21 protein-coding genes and 1 tRNA gene are annotated in these 20,162 nt (G+C 33.4%); 16 read left to right on the top strand and 6 right to left on the bottom strand.

What is annotated here, in order from left to right; translation table 11 throughout:
- The 3 genes from SFT90_05455 to SFT90_05445 form a co-directional block, all read left to right on the top strand.
- Positions 1-225: DUF4440 domain-containing protein (locus tag SFT90_05455; GenBank protein ID MDX1949928.1), on the top strand; the 225-nt coding region annotated here is incomplete at its 5' end.
- A 72-nt stretch (positions 226-297) separates the two neighbouring features.
- On the top strand, positions 298-1,281 hold the full coding sequence (locus SFT90_05450; protein MDX1949927.1) for a sodium-dependent bicarbonate transport family permease: 984 nt from the start codon (positions 298-300) through the stop codon (positions 1,279-1,281).
- A gap of 134 nt (positions 1,282-1,415) precedes the next feature.
- On the top strand, positions 1,416-1,868 hold the full coding sequence (locus tag SFT90_05445) for a MarR family transcriptional regulator (protein ID MDX1949926.1): 453 nt from the start codon (positions 1,416-1,418) through the stop codon (positions 1,866-1,868).
- 16 nt (positions 1,869-1,884) lie between these two features.
- On the opposite strand, the gene SFT90_05440 is transcribed toward SFT90_05445, so the two are convergent.
- Complete coding sequence (locus SFT90_05440; GenBank protein MDX1949925.1) at positions 1,885-3,141, bottom strand: DNA-directed DNA polymerase; 1,257 nt, start codon at positions 3,139-3,141, stop codon at positions 1,885-1,887.
- Positions 3,142-3,319: 178 nt separating this feature from the next.
- Here SFT90_05440 and SFT90_05435 point away from each other — a divergent pair, with 178 nt between their 5' ends.
- The 6 genes from SFT90_05435 to SFT90_05410 all read left to right on the top strand — a co-directional run bounded on the left by SFT90_05435 (position 3,320) and on the right by SFT90_05410 (position 8,985).
- Positions 3,320-4,726 carry an alginate export family protein gene (locus SFT90_05435; protein ID MDX1949924.1) on the top strand — a complete coding sequence of 469 codons (1,407 nt, stop codon included), beginning with the start codon at positions 3,320-3,322 and terminating at the stop codon, positions 4,724-4,726.
- A 43-nt stretch (positions 4,727-4,769) separates the two neighbouring features.
- Positions 4,770-5,789, top strand: coding sequence for a sulfate ABC transporter substrate-binding protein (locus SFT90_05430; protein MDX1949923.1), 1,020 nt, complete (start codon positions 4,770-4,772; stop codon positions 5,787-5,789).
- A 53-nt stretch (positions 5,790-5,842) separates the two neighbouring features.
- On the top strand, positions 5,843-6,688 hold the full coding sequence (cysT, locus tag SFT90_05425) for a sulfate ABC transporter permease subunit CysT (GenBank protein MDX1949922.1): 846 nt from the start codon (positions 5,843-5,845) through the stop codon (positions 6,686-6,688).
- Positions 6,688-7,527, top strand: a complete 840-nt coding sequence (gene cysW / locus SFT90_05420) for a sulfate ABC transporter permease subunit CysW (GenBank protein MDX1949921.1) — start codon at positions 6,688-6,690, stop codon at positions 7,525-7,527. The genes cysT and cysW overlap by 1 nt, the downstream gene beginning before the upstream one ends.
- Positions 7,528-7,606: 79 nt before the next feature.
- A complete protein-coding gene (gene cysA / locus SFT90_05415) occupies positions 7,607-8,776 on the top strand; it encodes a sulfate ABC transporter ATP-binding protein (GenBank protein ID MDX1949920.1) in 1,170 nt (389 codons plus the stop codon).
- Between the two features lie 133 nt (positions 8,777-8,909).
- A tRNA-Ile gene (locus SFT90_05410) sits at positions 8,910-8,985 on the top strand.
- A gap of 59 nt (positions 8,986-9,044) precedes the next feature.
- Here SFT90_05410 and SFT90_05405 read toward each other — a convergent pair.
- Positions 9,045-10,055 carry a DUF2971 domain-containing protein gene (locus tag SFT90_05405; GenBank protein ID MDX1949919.1) on the bottom strand — a complete coding sequence of 337 codons (1,011 nt, stop codon included), beginning with the start codon at positions 10,053-10,055 and terminating at the stop codon, positions 9,045-9,047.
- A complete protein-coding gene (locus SFT90_05400; protein MDX1949918.1) occupies positions 10,055-11,044 on the bottom strand; it encodes a Fic family protein in 990 nt (329 codons plus the stop codon). The genes SFT90_05405 and SFT90_05400 overlap by 1 nt, the downstream gene beginning before the upstream one ends.
- Positions 11,045-11,196: 152 nt before the next feature.
- Here SFT90_05400 and SFT90_05395 point away from each other — a divergent pair, with 152 nt between their 5' ends.
- The 4 genes from SFT90_05395 to mnmA are packed head-to-tail and all read left to right on the top strand — an operon-like array spanning position 11,197 to position 15,116.
- Positions 11,197-11,385 carry a DUF465 domain-containing protein gene (locus SFT90_05395; GenBank protein ID MDX1949917.1) on the top strand — a complete coding sequence of 63 codons (189 nt, stop codon included), beginning with the start codon at positions 11,197-11,199 and terminating at the stop codon, positions 11,383-11,385.
- 18 nt (positions 11,386-11,403) lie between these two features.
- Positions 11,404-11,904, top strand: a complete 501-nt coding sequence (gene purE, locus SFT90_05390; protein MDX1949916.1) for a 5-(carboxyamino)imidazole ribonucleotide mutase — start codon at positions 11,404-11,406, stop codon at positions 11,902-11,904.
- Between the two features lie 6 nt (positions 11,905-11,910).
- Complete coding sequence (gene ligA / locus SFT90_05385) at positions 11,911-13,989, top strand: NAD-dependent DNA ligase LigA (GenBank protein ID MDX1949915.1); 2,079 nt, start codon at positions 11,911-11,913, stop codon at positions 13,987-13,989.
- The gene (gene mnmA, locus SFT90_05380) at positions 13,986-15,116 is read left to right on the top strand and encodes a tRNA 2-thiouridine(34) synthase MnmA (GenBank protein ID MDX1949914.1); all 1,131 of its coding nucleotides are present in this window, start codon (positions 13,986-13,988) and stop codon (positions 15,114-15,116) included. The genes ligA and mnmA overlap by 4 nt, the downstream gene beginning before the upstream one ends.
- Here the strand turns inward: mnmA and SFT90_05375 are convergent.
- Positions 15,113-15,424 carry a DUF2282 domain-containing protein gene (locus tag SFT90_05375; protein ID MDX1949913.1) on the bottom strand — a complete coding sequence of 104 codons (312 nt, stop codon included), beginning with the start codon at positions 15,422-15,424 and terminating at the stop codon, positions 15,113-15,115. The genes mnmA and SFT90_05375 overlap by 4 nt on opposite strands.
- A 44-nt stretch (positions 15,425-15,468) precedes the next feature.
- Between SFT90_05375 and SFT90_05370 the strand changes: the two genes are divergently transcribed.
- The 3 genes from SFT90_05370 to SFT90_05360 all read left to right on the top strand — a co-directional run bounded on the left by SFT90_05370 (position 15,469) and on the right by SFT90_05360 (position 18,753).
- Complete coding sequence (locus SFT90_05370; GenBank protein MDX1949912.1) at positions 15,469-15,753, top strand: flagellar biosynthetic protein FliO; 285 nt, start codon at positions 15,469-15,471, stop codon at positions 15,751-15,753.
- 205 nt (positions 15,754-15,958) lie between these two features.
- On the top strand, positions 15,959-16,732 hold the full coding sequence (fliP, locus tag SFT90_05365) for a flagellar type III secretion system pore protein FliP (GenBank protein ID MDX1949911.1): 774 nt from the start codon (positions 15,959-15,961) through the stop codon (positions 16,730-16,732).
- 5 nt (positions 16,733-16,737) lie between these two features.
- On the top strand, positions 16,738-18,753 hold the full coding sequence (locus SFT90_05360; protein MDX1949910.1) for a hypothetical protein: 2,016 nt from the start codon (positions 16,738-16,740) through the stop codon (positions 18,751-18,753).
- A 24-nt stretch (positions 18,754-18,777) separates the two neighbouring features.
- On the opposite strand, the gene SFT90_05355 is transcribed toward SFT90_05360, so the two are convergent.
- Both SFT90_05355 and SFT90_05350 read right to left on the bottom strand, forming a co-directional pair.
- Positions 18,778-19,491 (bottom strand): SDR family oxidoreductase, encoded by a 714-nt coding sequence (locus SFT90_05355; protein ID MDX1949909.1) that lies wholly within the window; start codon positions 19,489-19,491, stop codon positions 18,778-18,780.
- A complete protein-coding gene (locus tag SFT90_05350) occupies positions 19,470-19,964 on the bottom strand; it encodes a 6-carboxytetrahydropterin synthase (protein ID MDX1949908.1) in 495 nt (164 codons plus the stop codon). The genes SFT90_05355 and SFT90_05350 overlap by 22 nt, the downstream gene beginning before the upstream one ends.
- Positions 19,965-20,162: the final 198 nt, after the last annotated feature.

Raw genomic sequence — 20,162 nt, 5'->3', positions numbered from 1 at the left:
ACTGGATTACCTAATCTGAAAGGCACTATAAATGAGCTTCACACTAAAAAATTATCAGATAATGTTGTAAATAAATCCGGAATTTATACTTTTACATTTGAAAAAGATGGAAAAGAGGTTAAAGTTCCAGCAAGATTTAGTTTTACTTTAGTTAAAGAAGGTAATGAGTGGCTTGTAGTTGAGCATCATTCTTCAAGAATGCCAGTTGAGCAAACTAATAACTAATCTGATAAATTTTACTTAATCAAAATGGCTAAAGAAACTCTCTTTAGCCATTTTTCACGAATAAATATTTTTATGTTAGAAACATTCCTTAATATAATCACCTCACCTTTTATTCAGCTATTTATTTTGGGAATGCTTGCGGGGTTTTTCAAATCTGATTTAGAAATTCCAGAAGCATTCACCAAAGCGCTTTCAATATATTTAATGCTTGCAATAGGCCTTAAAGGTGGCTTGGAAATTAATAATAGCAAAACCCCTTTTGAAGATATTATTACTATAATAATTGTTGGCGTTTTTTTAAGCTTTTGCTTGCCATTTCTTGCTTATTTTTTCTTAAGAAAAACAACCAACCTTTCAAGGCTTGATGCCTCTGCGGTTTCCGCCCATTATGGCTCAATAAGTATGGTTACATTCAGCTTTGGTATGAGTTATCTTAAAAGCAAAGGAATCCATTTTGATGGTTATGTTCTCTCACTTGCAGCCCTTATGGAATCCCCAGCGATTGTATCCGCCCTCATTTTAGCTAAAAGAAGCCAAAGGCTTGCTGGTGATAAAAAAGAAAGGCTTCTTTCTTCTAAAGTATTAAAAGAGGTTTTCTTAAATGGCAGTATTTTACTTTTAGTTGGTGGTATAATTATTGGCATAACCGCAAATCAAAATGGTATAAATGTTGTGAAGCCTTATTTAGTTGATCCATTCTATGGAATCCTCTGCTTATTCTTGCTGGAGCTTGGCTTGGTTTCATCAAAGCAACTTAAAAATATATCCTCATTTAAGCCTTCGCTTGTATTATTTGGAATTTATATGCCTATAATTTCAGCAATAATTTCATTATTCTTAAGTGATTTATTTAACTTTGATTTTGGTAATGCAATTTTACTTTCAATTTTATGTGCAAGTGCATCTTACATTGCAGTTCCAGCGGCGTTAAAAATCGCACTGCCAGAGGCGAACCCAGCCTATTACATAACGCTTAGTTTATGTATAACCTTCCCGTTTAATTTAACTTTCGGTGTGCCCTTTTATCATTATTTAGCTGAGATAATTATAAAATAATGTTGCCTTAAAGCTATTATTTGCAGAATAATCTGCTAATAATTTTATCTTAATCGCATAAGTTTGTAATTTTCTTGTTGCAGAAGAAAATTAATAGTATTAGTTTTTCTTTATTAAAAAATAATGAATAATATATGAAACAAGAATATTTATCTCTAATCTTATCAATTGAAAGGCTTCATAGAAGGTTTCTTGATGTTGTAAAAAGCAAACTTGATAGAAAAGGCATTGAGGAAATCAACAACGTTCAAACGCTTATTTTGTATAACATTGGCGATACTGTTCTTACCATCGGTGAGCTTACGAATAGAGGTTATTATTTAGGTTCAAATGTATCTTATAATTTGAAAAAGCTGGTTGAAACAGGTTATGTTTTGCAAGAGAGATCACCTCACGATAAAAGAACAATTAAAATCAGGCTTTCAGATAAAGGTGTTGAGCTTTGCAAAGTTATTGATGAACTTTTTGATGATAATCTTAAGAGAATTGCTGAATTTAATATCAGCAAAGCCGAAATTGAAGCATCATTCGCAGTGATGAAAAAAATTGAAGTATTCTGGACTGATCAAGTTTCTACTACTTACTAAACTAGAAAGATTTTTACTACTCATAAAATTCTTCAAATTCAGGAATGCGGTTGAAGGCTATTTTTGTTCCTGAAAATTGGCTTGAAACATTTGGCGTAAAGCCAATCACTATAGTATCTTTTCCAAATTTTGCATTCAGTTTATCCATGGCTTTTGAAGCGAATTCTTGTTTTTTAATTTGCTTCATATCTTTTTCTTCCTCGAATAAATCTGGATAAATTTTATCGTCATTCACAAGGCCAAAAAGTGAAACAGAAATTTTCTTTATCTTGTCATTTCTATTTGTTTTTAGCATTAATTCAGCCCACATTTCTTCTAGTATTTTTAGAAAGGTAAAATTATCAGATGCTCTAAAAAACTCACGATGAGTTTTTAATTTTTGGTTTTTATCAGTTCTAATGCTTAAAAACATTATAGTTGCGTAATATCCGATTCGCCTAAGCCTGCTAACCGCCTTTAATGTAAGGCGATGTGCAACTATATTCGCACGATTTTTCTCCCTAAATTCTGGTGCTAAAACATGGCTATGGCCTATTGTGCTTTTTTTGGTTTCTGTATCAGGCAAATCATGCCCCCTAAGTAAATACCAAATTTTTTCACCTTGCACTGAATGCCAAATTTTTCGCATATGCTTTGGCTCTAAAGCTAGTAAATCTTGCATAGTGAAAATGCCATCAAACTTGAGGCGTTGCTCCATATTTCTGCCGATACCGGGGATATCACGAAGTTTTAGGCTGAGTAATTTTTCCTCTAAATTATTAAAATCTATATAAGTAAAGCCATCAGGTTTTTGCATATCGCTTGCAATTTTCGCAAGAAATTTATTTGGTGCAATGCCAACTGAACATTTTATGGCTTCTCCAACATTTTTTAGAATACCTTTTTTAATTTTTTGTGTGAGTTTTTCAGCGCCCTCTAAAGTTCTTTCATTACCTTGTAATTCGCAGGCAACTTCATCTATAGAAAGAACATTTTGAATTGGTATGTGATGATCAATCTCCTCAATTATTTTGTGATGAAACTCCACATAATTTTTATGATTTGCCGCCACAAAAATTATATCTTTGCACATTAATTTTGCATCTTTTGCGAGTGTATTAGTTTTGATACCGAATTTTTTTGCTTCATAACTTGCTGCAATTACTGAGGTGTAAGGCGTAAGGCTTGGTAAAACTGCAACTGGTTTTCCTCGCAATTTTGGGTTAAGTTGTTGCTCAACGGAAGCAAAAAAACTATTCAAGTCTAAAACGAGATATTTTGGTAAATTTTCCATAACATATTAATAAATATATATTTTAATGGCTTTAACTACTTAAAAATTATAAATAATATAATTCCTATTGACATAGTAGGGATTATACTATATAATATCTGTATGAATTAAGATTTTTCCCTGTTTCTTGAATGATTTCATATTTATCTTAGTTCAAAAATAATTATTTAAACTCGCTATGAAAATTAAATTGATAAAAAAATATGCTTCCATTTCATTGCTAGGCTTAAGTGTATTTTATAATGGCGTGTTATCACTTGCAGAAACACCCAATTATTACATTGAGCCTAAATCTTATGGAACAAAGAGGGAAACTGATCCGCCTCGTTATGTTCGTAATCTAAGCAAAACTGGCATTGAGAAATATAAAGATATTACTTGGCTTGATGTTGGTTTTGAAAACAGAACCAGATATGAATATCGTGATAAAGATTTACGCAGAAATGTAATAACGCTTGATCAGCCAATTCTAAATAGAACCAGAGCTTATTTGGGCATTAAAGAAATTTTAGACCCCTTAAGAGCCGTTGTAGAATTTCAAGATTCAAGAGTGAATAATAGTAAATTTGATAGAGATGATAGAGATGTAAATGAGTTTGATTTACTTCAAATTTATGGCGAGCTTTTTTTCAAAGATGCTTTAGGTGAAGAAAAGCCATTTCGTGTTCGGCTCGGCAGGCAAGCTTTTGAATTTCTTGATAGAAGGCTAATTGCTAGAAATGAATGGCGAAATACTACTAATAATTTTGAAGGTTTATACGCAACGCTCGGGCAGGAGAAAAATAATTATCAGCTAGATATTTTAGCACTCCAACCAGTCAGAAGAATATTAAATGGTTATGATGAAAGAATTGAAAATACTTGGTTTTATGGTGGTATTGGGCATATAAGGCAGTGGGGGGATATTATTACTTTAGAGCCTTATTATCTAGGGCTTCATCAAGATGAATCTTTCACTTTGCCAAATAGGCTCATAAATTCATATGGTTTAAGGGGCTATGGCATCATTGGCAAAACTGGTTTTGATTATGATTTTAATGTAGTTGTTCAAAAAGGAACTGATAATAGAAGGGAAACTGATGCACTCGGCTACACAACTGAAGTCGGCTATAGTTTAGATTATGTCTGGAAGCCAAGAATAAGCCTTAATTATGGCTATGGCAGTGGTGATGAAAACCCAACCGATTTAAGTAATGAAAGATTTGAAAGGTTTTATGGTTTCGCAAGGCCTTGGTCTAATAATGATTATTTTCAGTGGGAAAACTTACACGCTCCAAAATTCAGGGTGGAAGTTACGCCAGATGAAAAAACTAGAGTTGATTTTGGCTATAACGGCTATTGGCTCGCAAGTGATAAAGATAGGTGGAATATTGCAAATGTAAGGGATACAACGGGCAATAGTGGCAATTTTTTAGGCCACGAATTTGATTTTAGGCACAGATACGCCTTTAATTCAAGGGTTGCTACAAATATTGGATATGGCGTTTTCACCCCTGGGGAGTTCACTAAAAAAACTAAAAGCCAAGATACCTCACAATTTTTCTATTTTGAATTGTCGCTATATCTGTTTGACGATAAAAAGTAGAAAAATTAAAAATTTAATAATATAAAAAAATAAAGGAGAATTTATGAAAAAAATAATTTTAATATCAACTATTGCAGTAAGCATTTTTGGTTTTCTAGTATCAGAAAACAAGCAGGCAATCGCAAAAAATGAAAAGATAGAAATACTTAATGTTTCTTACGATCCAACGCGTGAACTTTATGATGATTATAACAAATTATTTTCAGCTCATTGGAAGGAAAAAACTGGTGAAAGGCTTAAAGTTTCTCAATCTCATGGTGGTTCAGGAAAGCAAGCACGCTCTGTAATTGATGGCTTGGAGGCTGATATTGTAACGCTTGCCCTTGCTTATGATATTGATGTTATTGCTGAAAAAGCAAATTTACTACCAAAAAATTGGGAAGAAAAATTTGAAAATCACAGCACGCCTTATACTTCAACTATAGTTTTTTTGGTTAAGAAAAATAATCCAAAGAATATTAAAGATTGGGGTGATTTAGTGAAAAATGATGTAAAAGTTATCACGCCAAATCCTAAAACTTCAGGTGGTGCAAGGTGGAATTATCTTGCGGCTTTAGCTTATGCACAAAAAGCTAATAATAAAGATGAAGCGAAATCTGAAGAATATTTGAAGCAATTATTCAAAAATGTTCCAGTGCTTGATGCTGGTGCGAGAGGTTCAACCACAACTTTTGCTCAAAGGGGTATTGGTGATGTTCTAATCACTTGGGAAAATGAGGCCTTCCTTGCAAAAGAAGAATTTGGCAAAGATAGGTTTGAAATTGTCTACCCTTCAATTTCTATTCTTGCGGAGCCACCAGTTGCGGTGGTTGATAAAATTGTAGAAAAACGAGGCACAAAAGCTGTTGCAACTGAGTATCTTAAATTTTTATATACAAAAGAAGCTCAAAGAATTATTGCAAAACATCATTTTAGGCCTATTGAAAAAGAAGTGGCGGAAGAATTTACTGCTAAATTCCCTGCTATAGAATTAGTTAATATCAGAGATTTCGGCGGCTGGAAGGAAGTTCAAACCAAACACTTCGACGATGGCGGAGTTTTTGATAAGATAATTAGAAGGTAGAATTTTCAATTTCGCCTCTCCCATTGGGAGAGGCGAAATATAACAAAAAACAAATGACTATAAAAAATAAAATAAGATTAAAAAAGCCAAGTGTAATTCCAGGTTTTGGGATAACAATATCTTTTACCTTATTTTATTTATTGCTAATTGTAATTATCCCCCTTTCAGGTTTATTTTTCAAAACCGCTCAAATGAGCCTTGATGATTTTTGGCAAACCATTTCTGATGAAAGAGTTGTAAATGCTTATAAAATCACCTTTGGTTGCTCACTTGCTGCAGCTCTTATAAATGTTGTTTTTGGAACTATGCTTGCTTGGACGCTCACTCGCTATGATTTTCCATTCAAAAAAATTATTGATGCAATCGTTGATTTACCCTTCGCACTGCCAACTGCTGTTGCGGGTATTGCCCTAACCGCCCTATACGCTCCAAATGGCTGGATTGGCAGATATCTTGAGCCTTATGACATATCCCTTGCCTTCAACCCAACGGGAATAATTATTGCCCTAAGTTTTATCGGCTTGCCTTTTGTGGTTAGAACAGTTCAACCAGTTTTGGAAGATCTCAACCAAGAAATTGAGGAAGCTGCAAGCTCACTTGGTGCTTCAAGGCTTCAAACTTTTACAAAAATTATTTTGCCTCATATTACGCCAGCCTTATTAACTGGCTTCGCGATGGCTTTTGCAAGGGCATTGGGCGAATATGGCTCAGTAATTTTTATAGCTGGCAATATGCCTTTGGTTTCAGAAATTGTGCCACTTTTAATTGTTATAAAACTTGAACAATATGATTATACTGGTGCAACCGCAATCGCTGTTGTTATGCTTATGGCTTCATTTGCAATGCTTTTTGTGATTAACTTGCTTCAACGCTTAGAACAGAAAAAATTAGATAAATAATGATAAAACCTATTACATCAGTTAGTGAAACCGCCTTTGTGAGATTTTTAATCGCAATAATTTCAGTTGCGTTTTTATTTCTGCTAATTGGTTTGCCAGTGCTTGCAGTTTTTATTGAAGCCTTCCGCAAAGGATTTGAAGGCTATGTTGAGGGGATTAACCAAGATGATGCAATTTCAGCAATTCAACTAACCTTGCTAGTTGCGTTAATTTCAGTGCCAATCAACATAGTTTTTGGAATTATTGCAAGCTGGGCGATTGCGAAATTTGAATTCGTGGGTAAGCAATTATTAATCACTTTTATTGATTTGCCATTCTCAGTTTCACCAGTAATTTCAGGTGTGATATATGTTTTATTATTCGGTGCGCATTCAGTGTTTGGTGAGTGGCTGATTGAAAATGACTTTAGAATAATTTTTGCTCTACCGGGTTTGGTTATCGCAACAATATTTGTAACATTCCCTTTTGTTGCGCGTGAGTTAATTCCGCTAATGCAAGAACAAGGAACAGAAGAAGAAGAAGCCTCAATTCTGCTAGGTGCATCAGGCTTGCAAACATTTTTCAAAATAACTCTGCCAAATATTAAATGGGGCTTACTTTATGGAGTTCTGCTCTGCAATGCTCGTGCGATGGGTGAATTTGGAGCAGTTTCAGTGGTTTCTGGGCATATTAAAGGCAAAACAACTACAATCCCACTTTATGTAGAAATTTTATATAATGAATATAATTTTGTGGCAGCTTTTGCGGTTGCTTCAATCTTAACATTACTTGCCCTCGTTACTCTTGTTCTAAAATTCCTTCTTGAAGGAAAATATGAAAGAGCAACTAATAAGCATTAATTAACCTCTGTCATTCTGAGCGTAGCGAAGAATCTGGATCTTTCGCTTCGCTCAAGATGACAATAAAAATAAATAATTTATGAGCATAGTTGTTAAATCAGTTAGCAAAAAATTTAAGAATAATTTTGTTGCACTTGATAATGTAACCTTAAAAGTTGAACCGGGTGAGTTGGTTGCTTTGCTAGGGCCTTCTGGTTCTGGTAAAACTACATTGCTTCGCATTATTTCTGGGCTAGAATTTCCTGATTTCGGCTCAGTAATACTTGATGGTAAAGAGGCTCATGATCAATCAGTTAAAGAAAGAAATGTCGGCTTTGTATTCCAGCATTACGCACTTTTCAAGCATATGACCGTTTTTGAAAATGTCGCATTTGGCCTTTCTGTTAAACCTAAAAAAGAGCGTCTTTCTAAAGAAGAAATTCAAGAAAAAGTTTTATCGCTTCTAAAACTCGTTCACCTTGATGCCTTCCACGATAGATACCCAAGCCAACTTTCAGGCGGGCAAAGGCAGAGGGTTGCTTTAGCTCGTGCTTTAGCGGTTGAGCCAAAAGTTCTTCTGCTTGATGAACCATTTGGCGCGTTAGATGCAAAAGTTCGTAAAGAGCTTCGCAGATGGATGAGAAAACTTCACGATGAAATCCATATTACTTCAGTTTTTGTAACTCACGATCAAGAAGAAGCAATGGAAGTTGCTGATAAAATAGTTGTGATGAACAAAGGCAGAATTGAGCAAGTTGGCTCTCCAGAAGAAGTTTATAATAACCCAGCAAACTCATTTGTTTATGATTTCTTAGGTAATTATAATGAATTTACAGGCTGGAAAGATGATGAAGGAAATATTCATTTTCTTGATAGTGAAGTTAAAAAATCAACTATTGTAATTGAGGAATCAACCACAAAAAATATCATAGATTTTATATCTAAAAAAGTTTTTGGCAAAAAAGAAGATGAAATTATCGTTGAGACAAAAATTGCCTCAAAGCCTAAGCCTAAAAATATTAAAGAAATAAAAATTTATTGCAGGCCGCATGAGCTTTTTGTTAGCAAAATTAAAGCACCAGAGGAATATATTAAGGCAAAAATTACGCATATTAACAAAGCTGGCTCAATGATAAAACTTGAGATGGAAGATAAAGCAGGTAAACTTTTATTCGCTGAAATTGGTCGTCAAGTTCAAGAAGATGAAAATTTCAACAAGGGTGATGAAGTTTATCTCTACCCAAAAAATATAAAAATCTTTAATCAATAGCTACACCTTGATTTTGAAAAAATTATTTACATAAAAATTTTAGTAATTATAAGTTTTTTGAGATTGTAAGCCATTTTGAAAAATCGCAATGCTTACATATTGTTGATATTCTCTTTCTTATTGCTTTTGCAATGGGGGGTTAGCTCAGTGGTTAGAGCAGGGCGCTCATAACGCCTTGGTCGGGGGTTCAAATCCCTCACCCCCCACCATTTTACATTAATTTTTTGAAAACTGGGTGCAATTCAAAAGACTCACAATTTGATATTATTTATCTAAATGCTTTTCGAGACTTTACTATTTCTATTTTAGAAAAATCATATCCATATTCATAAAGCCAGTTTTTAATTTTTTGTTCTGTTTCATCAAATCTTAATAATGGACCAACATAGATTTTTTCTATAAAATCTTTTTCAAATTTATGTTCATAAAAGTATCTTTGTTTAACTTCGTTTTGTTTTAGTAATTCTGGGAAATTAAATTTATTACAGTTAGGCTTATAATCATAGTCCAGCTTTATATTCTTTTCAAATTCCTTATGATTATTTGTATCAAATGTATAAACTAATCTAAATTCATTTTCACTTTCGAAATCCGGATGTTTATTGAAGTGAAATGTTCCTGTAATGTATGTCATTATAGTTGACATTATAGTCGCATAATTTTCTTTATTATTTAATTTTGAATAATTATCTATTTCTGCAAACCATTCCTTAAAATAACTTTCTAAATATTCCTTTTCATAAAGAACTCTAGTAATCTGAAAATATTGTTGTTTGTAGTCAATTTCTTCTATTTTTTTTATCCCATTTTTAAAACCAATGCTTACGCCTTTTGCATTATCACCATAATATCTCCACAAAGGAAGATAATCTGGATTTTCGCAGGCTGATAAAATAAAGTAATTATAATAAGATTTTTTCTCCATTGGCTGATTTAAAACTGCACTAGGCAAGTTTTCGTATAATCCACAAAATTTTATAAAATTATTTTCTAACTTTTTTACTTCTTCGAGAATTTTAGAATTTTTTATTAAAGTATTATCTTTTTCAATTAGGTTATAAAAAACCTTTTTAGCGTAGTAAATTTCATTAGGATCATTCATGGTAAAAGCATCATAAAGCCTAAAAGTTCCAGAACTTAAAATCTTTTCAAGAGTATCTAGTTTGGTATAATGATACAGAGTTTTATTTCCAGATTCGCTTGGAAATTTACTATAAAATAACTTTTCTAGTTTATTATCTAGCTCCTCCAAATTCTTATTTATTTTCAAATTTTCCATCAGAGGTTCCCACTAATTTCCTCCAAGCTAAACCTCTTCTCTTTTAGCTCTTTGATTTTTTTTATTCGCTCTATCATTTCAACAGAGTACATTTGATAGCCACTCGGTGTTATTTCTGATACTTCCAGTAATCCTGCTTTAGTCCAGTGACGAATTGTTGAGTTGGTTTCACCTACCTTTTTTGCTAACTCACCTATTTTTAATAATTTATCATCGTTATTATTTTCAATATTATCATCTTCACCTTTTACTGCTTTTAAGTAAATATCTAATGATCTATCAACTGCTTTTGAAATTATTTTATAATAATTATTTTTTGAATCACCTTCACCATTTACCAACTGGGCTTTTTCAAGTGAGTTGATATATTTCAACCTATCTTGCTTACGAATAATTGCAGGTGGATAGCCATACATCATCAATATCATATTCATTAGCAACCTTGCAGTCCTACCATTTCCATCTGTAAATGGATGAATAGTTACCAATCTATAATGAGCTTCTGTTGCAATTTCTACTGGGTGAATTTTTTGTTTTGTTTGTAGCCAAATTTCAAATTGCTTCATTAAATTAGCAACTTTAATTGGGTTAGGCAAAATTACCGCCGAACCTGAAATTCTAACTGGAACATTTCTAAAATTACCCGCATTGTAATCATCAATTCCTTTCAATATTACTTCATGTATTTTTAAAATATCTTTTACAGTTATATCAGTGGGTTTTCTTTTTATTTGCTGTTTTACCCAATCTAATGCAGATGCGTGATTAGTTGCTTCCAGATGTTCCACTAAAGATTTACCGCCGACTGTTAAACCCTTTTCAACTACCAATGCAGTTTCAGCACGAGTAAGAGTGTTCCCCTCTATAGCGTTACTGGTATAGGTTAATTCAACACGAAACCACTCATCTAAATTTTTAAGCAAAGAAGCATCAAGTGGTCTTAATTTGTCCAGCTGAGTTTTCTTTAATGTAAGGTTTTCATATTTCATATATAAACCATAAACTATAACCTTACACTTTACAATATAATTTATTTTGCTTCTAAAAACTAAATTAGTGATTGAAATTGCTCAATTTTTTGGTATAATACTTACCTCAAACAATTGATAACCCTCTGTTTTTTAACAAGTTTATAGGTTTTATGGAAGAAGAAAGGAAGATTCGTCAAAAAATTGCTCTATTGCAAGATGAACATAGAAGTTTAGATTTCAAAATTGCAACCCTCGCAATTAATATGCTAGAAGCCCAAAGGCTTAAAAGGCAAAAATTATCTCTAAAAGATGAGATTTCAAGGCTTTCCTCAATGTTGCACCCTGATATTGTAGCTTAAATCATCAGAAAAACTCTCATGACAAAAAATAATAAAACTCAGAATAAACCTCTAATTTCTATAATTATGGGTAGTAAAAGTGATTTTGAAACAATGTCTTTTGCTTGCAATACCCTAGATGAATTTGGGGTGAGTTATGAAACGCTTATAATTTCTGCACATCGCACACCAGATAGAATGTTCAAATTCGCTAAAGATGCTGAAGGCAGAGGAATTAAAATAATTATCGCAGGTGCAGGCGGTGCAGCACATTTACCTGGAATGGTGGCTTCAATTTCAAATTTGCCAGTACTAGGTGTACCTGTCAAAAGTAAAGCCCTGAAAGGTATGGATAGCCTACTTTCAATAGTGCAGATGCCAGCTGGTATTCCAGTTGGAACGCTTGCAATCGGTGAAGCTGGTGCAAAAAATGCGGCACTATTAGCACTTAGGATTCTTGCAACGCAAGATAAAATAATCGCAAAAAAACTTGCAGATTTTCATAAAAAACAAACTGCTTCTATAGGGCTAAAACCATAGTTTTGTATGTTTCAAGAGCAGTTTAGAATTGAAGAGTTAAAAGCACTAATTAAGCATCACAACAAAAAATATTATCAAGAAGAAAAGCCTGAAATTTCTGATGCGGATTATGATAAGTTAATGCAGGAATTACAAGCTTTAGAGCAGAAATTTCCTAACTTACTAACGCCTGATAGCCCCACCCAAAAAGTTGGTTACAAACCGCTAGAAAAATTTGAAAAAGTGAAACATTCAAAACCTATGCTTTCACTAAGTAATGCTTTTTCAATGGAAGATATTTCTGATTTTTTAACTCGCATAAAGAGATTTTTGGTCGTTTCTGAAGAAGAAAGTTTTAATTTGGATTTGTTCTGTGAGCCAAAAATTGATGGGCTTTCTTTCACCGCAAGATATGAAAATGGAGAGCTTGTAATGGCGGCAACCCGAGGTGATGGCGAGGAAGGTGAAAATATTACGCAGAATATTAAAACTATAAAATCTTTGCCAAAAATTTTAACTGGTGATGTGCCGAAAATTTTGGAAATTAGAGGTGAAATTTATCTAAGCCATAAAGAATTTGAGCGTATAAATAATGAACGAAGCGAGGCAGGTGAAGAGCTTTTTGCCAACCCTAGAAATTGTGCTTCTGGTAGTTTGCGTCAGCTAGATGCGAATATTACAGCAAGCAGAAATCTGCAATATTTCGCTTATGGTTGGGGTGAAGTTTCAGAGCAAAAATGGCAAACGCAGGAAGAGGCTTTTTTATATTTCAAATCGCTTGGATTTGTTGTGAATCCAATGTCTCAGCTATGTAAAAATATAAAAGAAATTGAAGATTTTTATAATAATTTTTACTCAAAAAGAGCTGAGCTTGAATATGATATTGATGGGTTGGTTTATAAAATAAATTCTTGCGAGTTACAGGAAAGGCTAGGTTTTATCGCACGCTCGCCAAGATGGGCGATTGCTCATAAATTTCCAGCAGAGCAAGCTGAAACCATCATTGAGAATATAACAATTCAAGTTGGGCGAACTGGAGCTTTAACACCAGTTGCGGAGCTTAAGCCAATTAATATTGGTGGCGTGATTGTTAAGCGTGCGACACTTCATAATAAAGATGAAATTAATCGCAAAGATATTAGAATTGGTGATTATGTTATTGTGCAAAGGGCGGGCGATGTTATTCCTCAGATTGTAAAAGTTATCACTGAAAAGCGTGATATTCTTTCAAGTAAAATCTTTGAATTTCCTTCGCATTGCCCTGTGTGCAACTCGGTTGCGATTCGTGAAAATGATGATGCGGTTACTAGATGCACTGGCGGAATTTCTTGCGAGGCACAGGCGGTTGAATATCTAAAATATTTTGTTGCGAGAGACGCATTTGATATTGAGGGGCTTGGAAAACGCCAGATTGAAGAGTTTTATCAAAAAGATTTTATCAAAACCCCTGCTGATATTTTTACTCTTGAGGAAAGAAATAACATTTTGCAAATTGAAAATATAGAAGGCTACGGCAAAATTTCAGTGCAGAAATTATTTAATGCTATCAAAAATCGCAGAAAGATTGAGCTTGCAAGATTTATATATTCGCTTGGAATCAGACATATTGGGCAGGAAAACGCAAAATTACTCGCTAAAAACTACATTTCATTTCAAGAATTTTATCGCAAAATTATCAATATTTGCAACCAAGAAAATGGCTTTGAAAATTCGCCAGAATTTATGGAATTACTTGCGATTGATGGTCTTGGTGAGAAGATTATAAAATCTATAATTTTATATTTTTCAAACGAAAAACATCGTGCGATTATTCAAGATTTGTTGAAATACATAGAGGTTGAAGATTATAAAGAATCGCAAAAAATCAACTCAGCTTTTATAGGAAAATCTATAATTTTCACAGGCACACTTGAAAAATTGACAAGGGTGGAAGCCAAAGCCAAGGCAGAGCTTGCGGGGGCGAAAGTTGCCTCTTCCATTTCCGCTAAAACTGACTATTTAATTGCAGGAGCTGATGCAGGAAGCAAACTAAATAAAGCCAAAGAATTAAATGTGAAAATCATCTCAGAAGATGAATTTTTGCTGATGTTAGAAAATAATTTATGAACCGATTTGTTAAAGATAAGCCAAAATCTGAAACTCGTATAGTTGTTGCGATGAGTGGCGGTGTGGATAGCTCAACGGCAGCAGCCCTTATGCACGAGGAAGGTTATGAAGTTATTGGCATTACGCTTCAGCTATATGATTATGGCAAGGCCGTTGGCAAGAAAAATGCTTGTTGTGCAGGGCAAGATATTGAGGATGCACGGAATGTCTGCGATAAACTTGGCATTCCGCATTATGTTTTGAATTATGAATCAATCTTCAAAGAAAGTGTAATGGAAGATTTTGCCGATAGTTATTTACGAGGCGAAACGCCAATTCCTTGCGTTAGATGCAATCAATCAGTTAAGTTTAGAGATTTATTCAAAGTAGCAAAAGATTTAGGCGCAGATGCACTCGTTACAGGGCATTATATCCGCAGAATTGCTGGCGAAAATGGTGCAGAACTTCACAATGCAATAGATGCGAATAAAGATCAATCATATTTTCTATTTGCAACAACTCGTGAGCAGCTTGAATATATTCACTTTCCACTAGGTGATATGACGAAAGCTGAAACTAGAAATCACGCAATTAGATTTGGTTTGGCGGTTGCTGATAAGCCTGATTCTCAAGATATTTGCTTTGTTCCGAATGGAAATTATGCAAGCGTGGTTGAAAAACTCCGCCCTTACGCCCTAGACCCAGGGGAAATTGTTCATATAAATGGCGAAGTTTTGGGAATGCATAGCGGAATTATAAATTTCACCAGAGGGCAACGCAAAGGCATAGGAGGCGGCAATAAAGAGCCACTTTATGTTATCAAAATTGAACCTGAAACCAAGCGAGTTATTGTTGGTGAAGAAAAATATCTTTTTGAAAATTCTCTTAAAATTAAAGAGCTAAATTGGCTTGGTGATGTTGATGAATACGGCACGCCAATTATACCTGAAGAAGGCTTGAATGTTGAGGTTAAACTCCGCTCACTTTCAAAACGCAAGCCCGCAAAACTCAAAATTCTTGATGAAAAAGGTAATTGTGAAATCCTGCTTGCTGAAGAAGAAAGGGCAATAACCGCCGGCCAAGCCTGTGTTTTTTACCAAGATACCCGAGTTCTAGGTGGTGGGTGGATAGTTTCTAACTTAGCCTAAACCTTATCAGATGAAATTCTCTTTTGTTCTTCTGTGATTGGTGTGGTTGAACCGCCAACAATCCTCTCGCAAGTGCCTTTTGGAAGCAAAACCCATTCTTTGCCGTCTGAATCTTTTTTCGCATATCCTGCACAGGAGTGTGAGCCATCAGCCGCTGCACAATCATTTTTACTGGCTTTTACGATGCCATAGCATTTTTCTTTCTCCGCCATTGGTTTGTTCATCGCATCATTACTTTGTGCTAAACTTGAGCTATTAGAAGCTAAAAACAACAAACCACTTAAATAAATTAATTTCTTATTGCTCATTTTCACCTCATAAATTAGATTTATTGCAAAATCATATAAGATTTATGACAATTTCTCAAATTCTTAATTCATCGTTAGCATTAATTTTTGTGCTATGTTTAATTGGCATTGTATCAGTGCTACTAAGAAAATATCTCTTAAAAGAAAATTATTTGGGCAAAAATTCAGATAAAAGATTATCAGTTTCAGAAAGCCTAATGCTTGACCAAAAAAGGAAGTTAGTGCTTGTAAAAAGAGATGAAAAAGAGCATCTAATTTTAGTTTCAACTGATGATAATATAATTATTGAAAAAGATATTATTAAAGAGGATACAAAAGAAAATAATTGATGATTGAACTCTAAACATAGGTTGTATAAATTTTTTCTCCCCCTGTTTACGGGGGGAGATTAAGGGGGGCTAGAGTTAGTGTAAGAGTCAGGTTGTTAGATTTAATATATTTTTACAGCTAACCACTTCTAATTAGCCCCCACCCTAACCCTCCCCCGTAAACAGGGGAGGGGATAAAGAGCAAATTTTTTTAACTAAACATAAAATGCATAAAATTTTCAAAATATCTTTTGCTATTTTACTTTTTACGATTGGAATTTTTGCTTTGAATTTTGATGTTTTTGCACAAAATATCTCAGTTGATTTAGGAAATCCAAAAGGTGGAAGCTCCGCAGAAACAATATTCAGATTATTTGTAATCCTAACAATTCTAAGCCTTGCCCCTTCAATTTTGATGATGGTTACAAGTTTCACAAGAATTATAGTGGTGCTATCACTACTTAGAAGTGCAATTGGTATTCAGCAAACCCCACCGAATGTAGTGCTTATAAGTTTAGCGATGTTCCTAACTTTTTTCATAATGCAGCCGGTTTTTAATAAATCTTATGATGAAGGCATAAAGCCATTAATTGAAAATAAAATTGAAGAGGTGGAAGCGATGAAAAAAATCGCTGAACCCTTCAGGGAATTTATGCTTAAGCACGTTAGGGAAGATGATTTAGAAATGTTTGAGGAGATTTCTAAGCAATCAGAAGGCAAAGAAAGTAAATCCGAAAAAGTAAAAGGTGAGGAAATGGTTGAATATAAAGCATTAATCCCAGCCTTTATGATTAGTGAGTTAAGGCGGGCTTTTGAAATTGGTTTTTTAATGTTCATTCCGTTTTTAATAATTGATATGGCAATTGCCTCAATTTTAATGAGTATGGGTATGATGATGTTGCCACCAGTTCTGATTTCCTTGCCGTTTAAGATTATATTTTTTGTAATTATTGATGGCTGGGCAATGCTTAGTGAAAGCCTTATTCGCAGTTTTCAATAAAATATATGAAAAGAAATCTTGCAAAAATTCCTTCAAATTTAGAGCAGAATTTTGAAGTTCAATATAATGCAAAACTTCCTGAATTTAGTAATGAATTTTGCGAAGCTTTTGAGTGCAAACATAAGAACTCAAAAGATTTGAACGAAAAGCTTTATGCACTTATTTTCAATAAAGATTTCCCTGTAAATATTGATACACTGATTCTGCTTAAAGAAATTAAAGCCTCTATAGTGCAGGAATTAGTTGATTTTGGCAAAATCAAAAACTCTTTAGGTAAAGAGGTTCTAGCTGCAATTTTCAAAAGGCCAAAAGGTGTAACTCTTAGAAAATTTCTTTATGATAGAAAGGAAATTAGCGATGTTATAGTTACATCAAATTTATTAAGTCAGTTGATTTTAGCTATAAATATTCTGCATAAAAATAATTTAGCACATAACGCAATAAATTTAGATAATATTTATATTGAAACTGAAGGTTTGAACCTTACTTTGAAGGAGTCAACATCACAATATTCAGGGTTTTATCAGCCTGCAATTTACGAAACTTATGAAAGGATTTCCTGTCATAAAGCGGGTAAAAAGCCCAATGATTTCTCTGCTGATTATTATGCTTTGGGGGTAGTGCTTGCTTGTCTTTTACTAGGTGAGGAAGTTTTTGAAGGAATGCCAGATGATATTGTTGCAAAAATTAAGTTTGAAAATGGCTCTTATGATAGCTTTATCGGAATTTTGAATAGTAAAAAGCAGGTGAAAATATCAGTAAAAAATGAAACTTTACTCAAAGCGTTGCTTCACGATAAGGACTTAGATAGATGGGGGATTGATGAAATAAATAAATGGCAGAAGAAAGAAGTTTCAAATCTTAATATTTCTCGTGTTCATAGGCAATCATCTAATGGATATATTTTTGATGATAGAGAATTTTTTAGCCCAAAATATCTTGCCTATGAAATTCAAAAAAATTGGGCTTTAGCAAAGAAAAATCTTAGAATTCCAGATTTATCAAGGTGGCTTTCTTTTACTTCAAAATTGCCAGATGTTGAAAGAAAATTTTTCTTAATGACAAGCGGTTGGCAAAGTGAGGTAATAATTCCAGATGAAAAATTATCTAGAATTATAAATTTACTTGATGATGATGGGCCAATTAGAATGAGGGAAACTTGCTTTCACCCAATCGCAACGGGAAATATCTTTGCTTATTTTACAGCGATTGGTAATAAAGAAGGTTTGGAAGATATCGCTTCAATTATGGATTTAGGGCTTCTTGAGGCTTGGATTTCTCAGCAGGATAATCAAGAGGAATATAAGCCGATAAATCTAGGTTGGAATCCTAAAAAAATTAAGCATTACCTTAGAAAAAAAGAAGTTGGTTTTGGGTTTGATAGATGCGTTTATGAGATGAATAAATATCTCGCTTGCAAAAGCCCGCTTGTTGCAAATTTTTACTGCACAAGCCTTGAAGAAATTTTGATGGATATTGAGAGGGCAAAATTATCAGCAAACGATAATTTAGATACGAATATTATGGCGTTTCTTGCCTTTCAATGTGAAGTTGAGGATACAATAAAAATAAAAAATCTATCGCAATTTTCAGATATTGGTAATTTAGATGAATTAAGGCTTTGTGCGTTATTTTCTCTCGCTCAGGTTATTTCTGGTTTGGATTCTTTACCGAATTTAACAAGGTGGCTAAGAGAAAAATTGAGTGTTTTTATCTCAAAAATAAAATCCAATAAAATTAGAGATCAATTTGAAGAAAGCATAAATAAAAGCGTTGCGACAGGTAATATCGCAAAATTATTTGCTGTTGTAACAGATGCAAAACTTATTAAGAAAGATAAAGCTGGTTTTTCAAACGCGAAGAAGAAATTTAAGATATTAAATTTTCAAATTTTTAGGCTTAAATCTAAGGCGAATCTTGATCAAATTTCATATAAACTAGGCTTGAAAGCCGCACTTATATTCTCTTATCTAATCTCAGCGGTTTCAGTTCTAACCGTTATGCTTTTAACGGTGAAGTGAATCAACCTGAGAAAGGAAAAAGTTTTAGTTACTCCGCATGCCTAAATTTGTATGAATTATTGAGCCGTTTATGATTGGGTTTTTAGAACAGAATAATATTGTTTCTGCAATTTCTTTAGGTGAAATAAGCCTGCCGAACGAAACCTTTTCCTTAACAAAACTATCAAGAAAATTTTTATCAGGAAAAACTTCACTTAGCATTTGAGTATCAGTAAAACCAGGGCAAATTAAGCAAGTATGGATTTCTTTACCAAATAAATCTTGCGTTAAAGATTTCATAATTGCGGCTTGGCTATGCTTGGTTAGCATATAAGAAAGTGAATTTGGAACTGCCACTTCAGATAAAGTTGAACCGATAAAAATAACTGAAGAATTTTTTGGAAATAAAGGTAATAAAATTCTATTAATCTCAATTTGACTTGCAACATTTACCTTAAAAATATAATCAAGATTTTCTTGATTTATGTTTTCAAAATTATCTCTGAGCGATACAGAAGCGTTATGAATTAGGCAGATTGATTCATATTCTTTAATTTCATTTTTAATTAAATTACAGCCAGAATTAACGCTTTCAATTTTAGATAAATCAACTTTAATATTTTTTACATTATTTAGTTTACATTCACCGCGAGCTAAATTTATTAGATCAAAATTGTTTTCTTGAAATAATTTTGCAATCTCAAAACCAATACCTCTACTTGCACCAGTTATTATAGCTAATCTTTTGTTCTTTCCCATTTAGCAACCCCACATTGACCTGGCCCAGAAAAAATCTTGATTGCACAAGATGAAATATCTGGAAATTGGCTAATAAAGCTTTTCTTAAACTCTTCTAAAAAATAGTGAGATAAATCTTCCACTGAAACATTTTCAACTGGAAGAATTTTTACATCTCTGTGTAAAAATGGAATTTTCTCACCATTAAAATAAACATAAATATAATCAGTTTCTTTAACAATTTTAATTAATTTTGAGTAAGCCGGCAGAAGCATATATTCATTATGCTCTTTACACATTTTTTCTATATGCTTTTTTGCAATTCCATAATCAAAAACTAGGCCGTTTTCCTTAATTTCGCAGTCAAAAATCACATGAACATTAAAATTATGGCCGTGCAAATTTTCTCTTTCAGTAGCTGAAAATATTGTAAAATGCCCAGCGGAGAACTTAAAGCTCTCTTTATAAAGCTCAATAGTAGTAAATTTTGCCATTTTACTTAGATTTTTGTTTAGATTCTTATAGGCTTTAGCTTCTATTAATGCAATTATTTTATGCTGCGATTGATTCGTGAGGTTCAGCATCAGAGCCGAAATCATCATACATTGTCATTAGCGGTGCTTCATCAACTAAAATAGTTTCATCAAATGGTTTGAAGCCATTGAAATTAGTTGCCATTGTTCTGCCATAAG

It is taken from the genome of Rickettsiales bacterium, from assembly GCA_033762595.1.
Taxonomy (GTDB): Bacteria; Pseudomonadota; Alphaproteobacteria; order Rickettsiales; family UBA8987; genus JANPLD01.
Note: the sequence above shows the minus strand (reverse complement) of the source record. Positions and strands in the feature narration are given on the sequence as shown.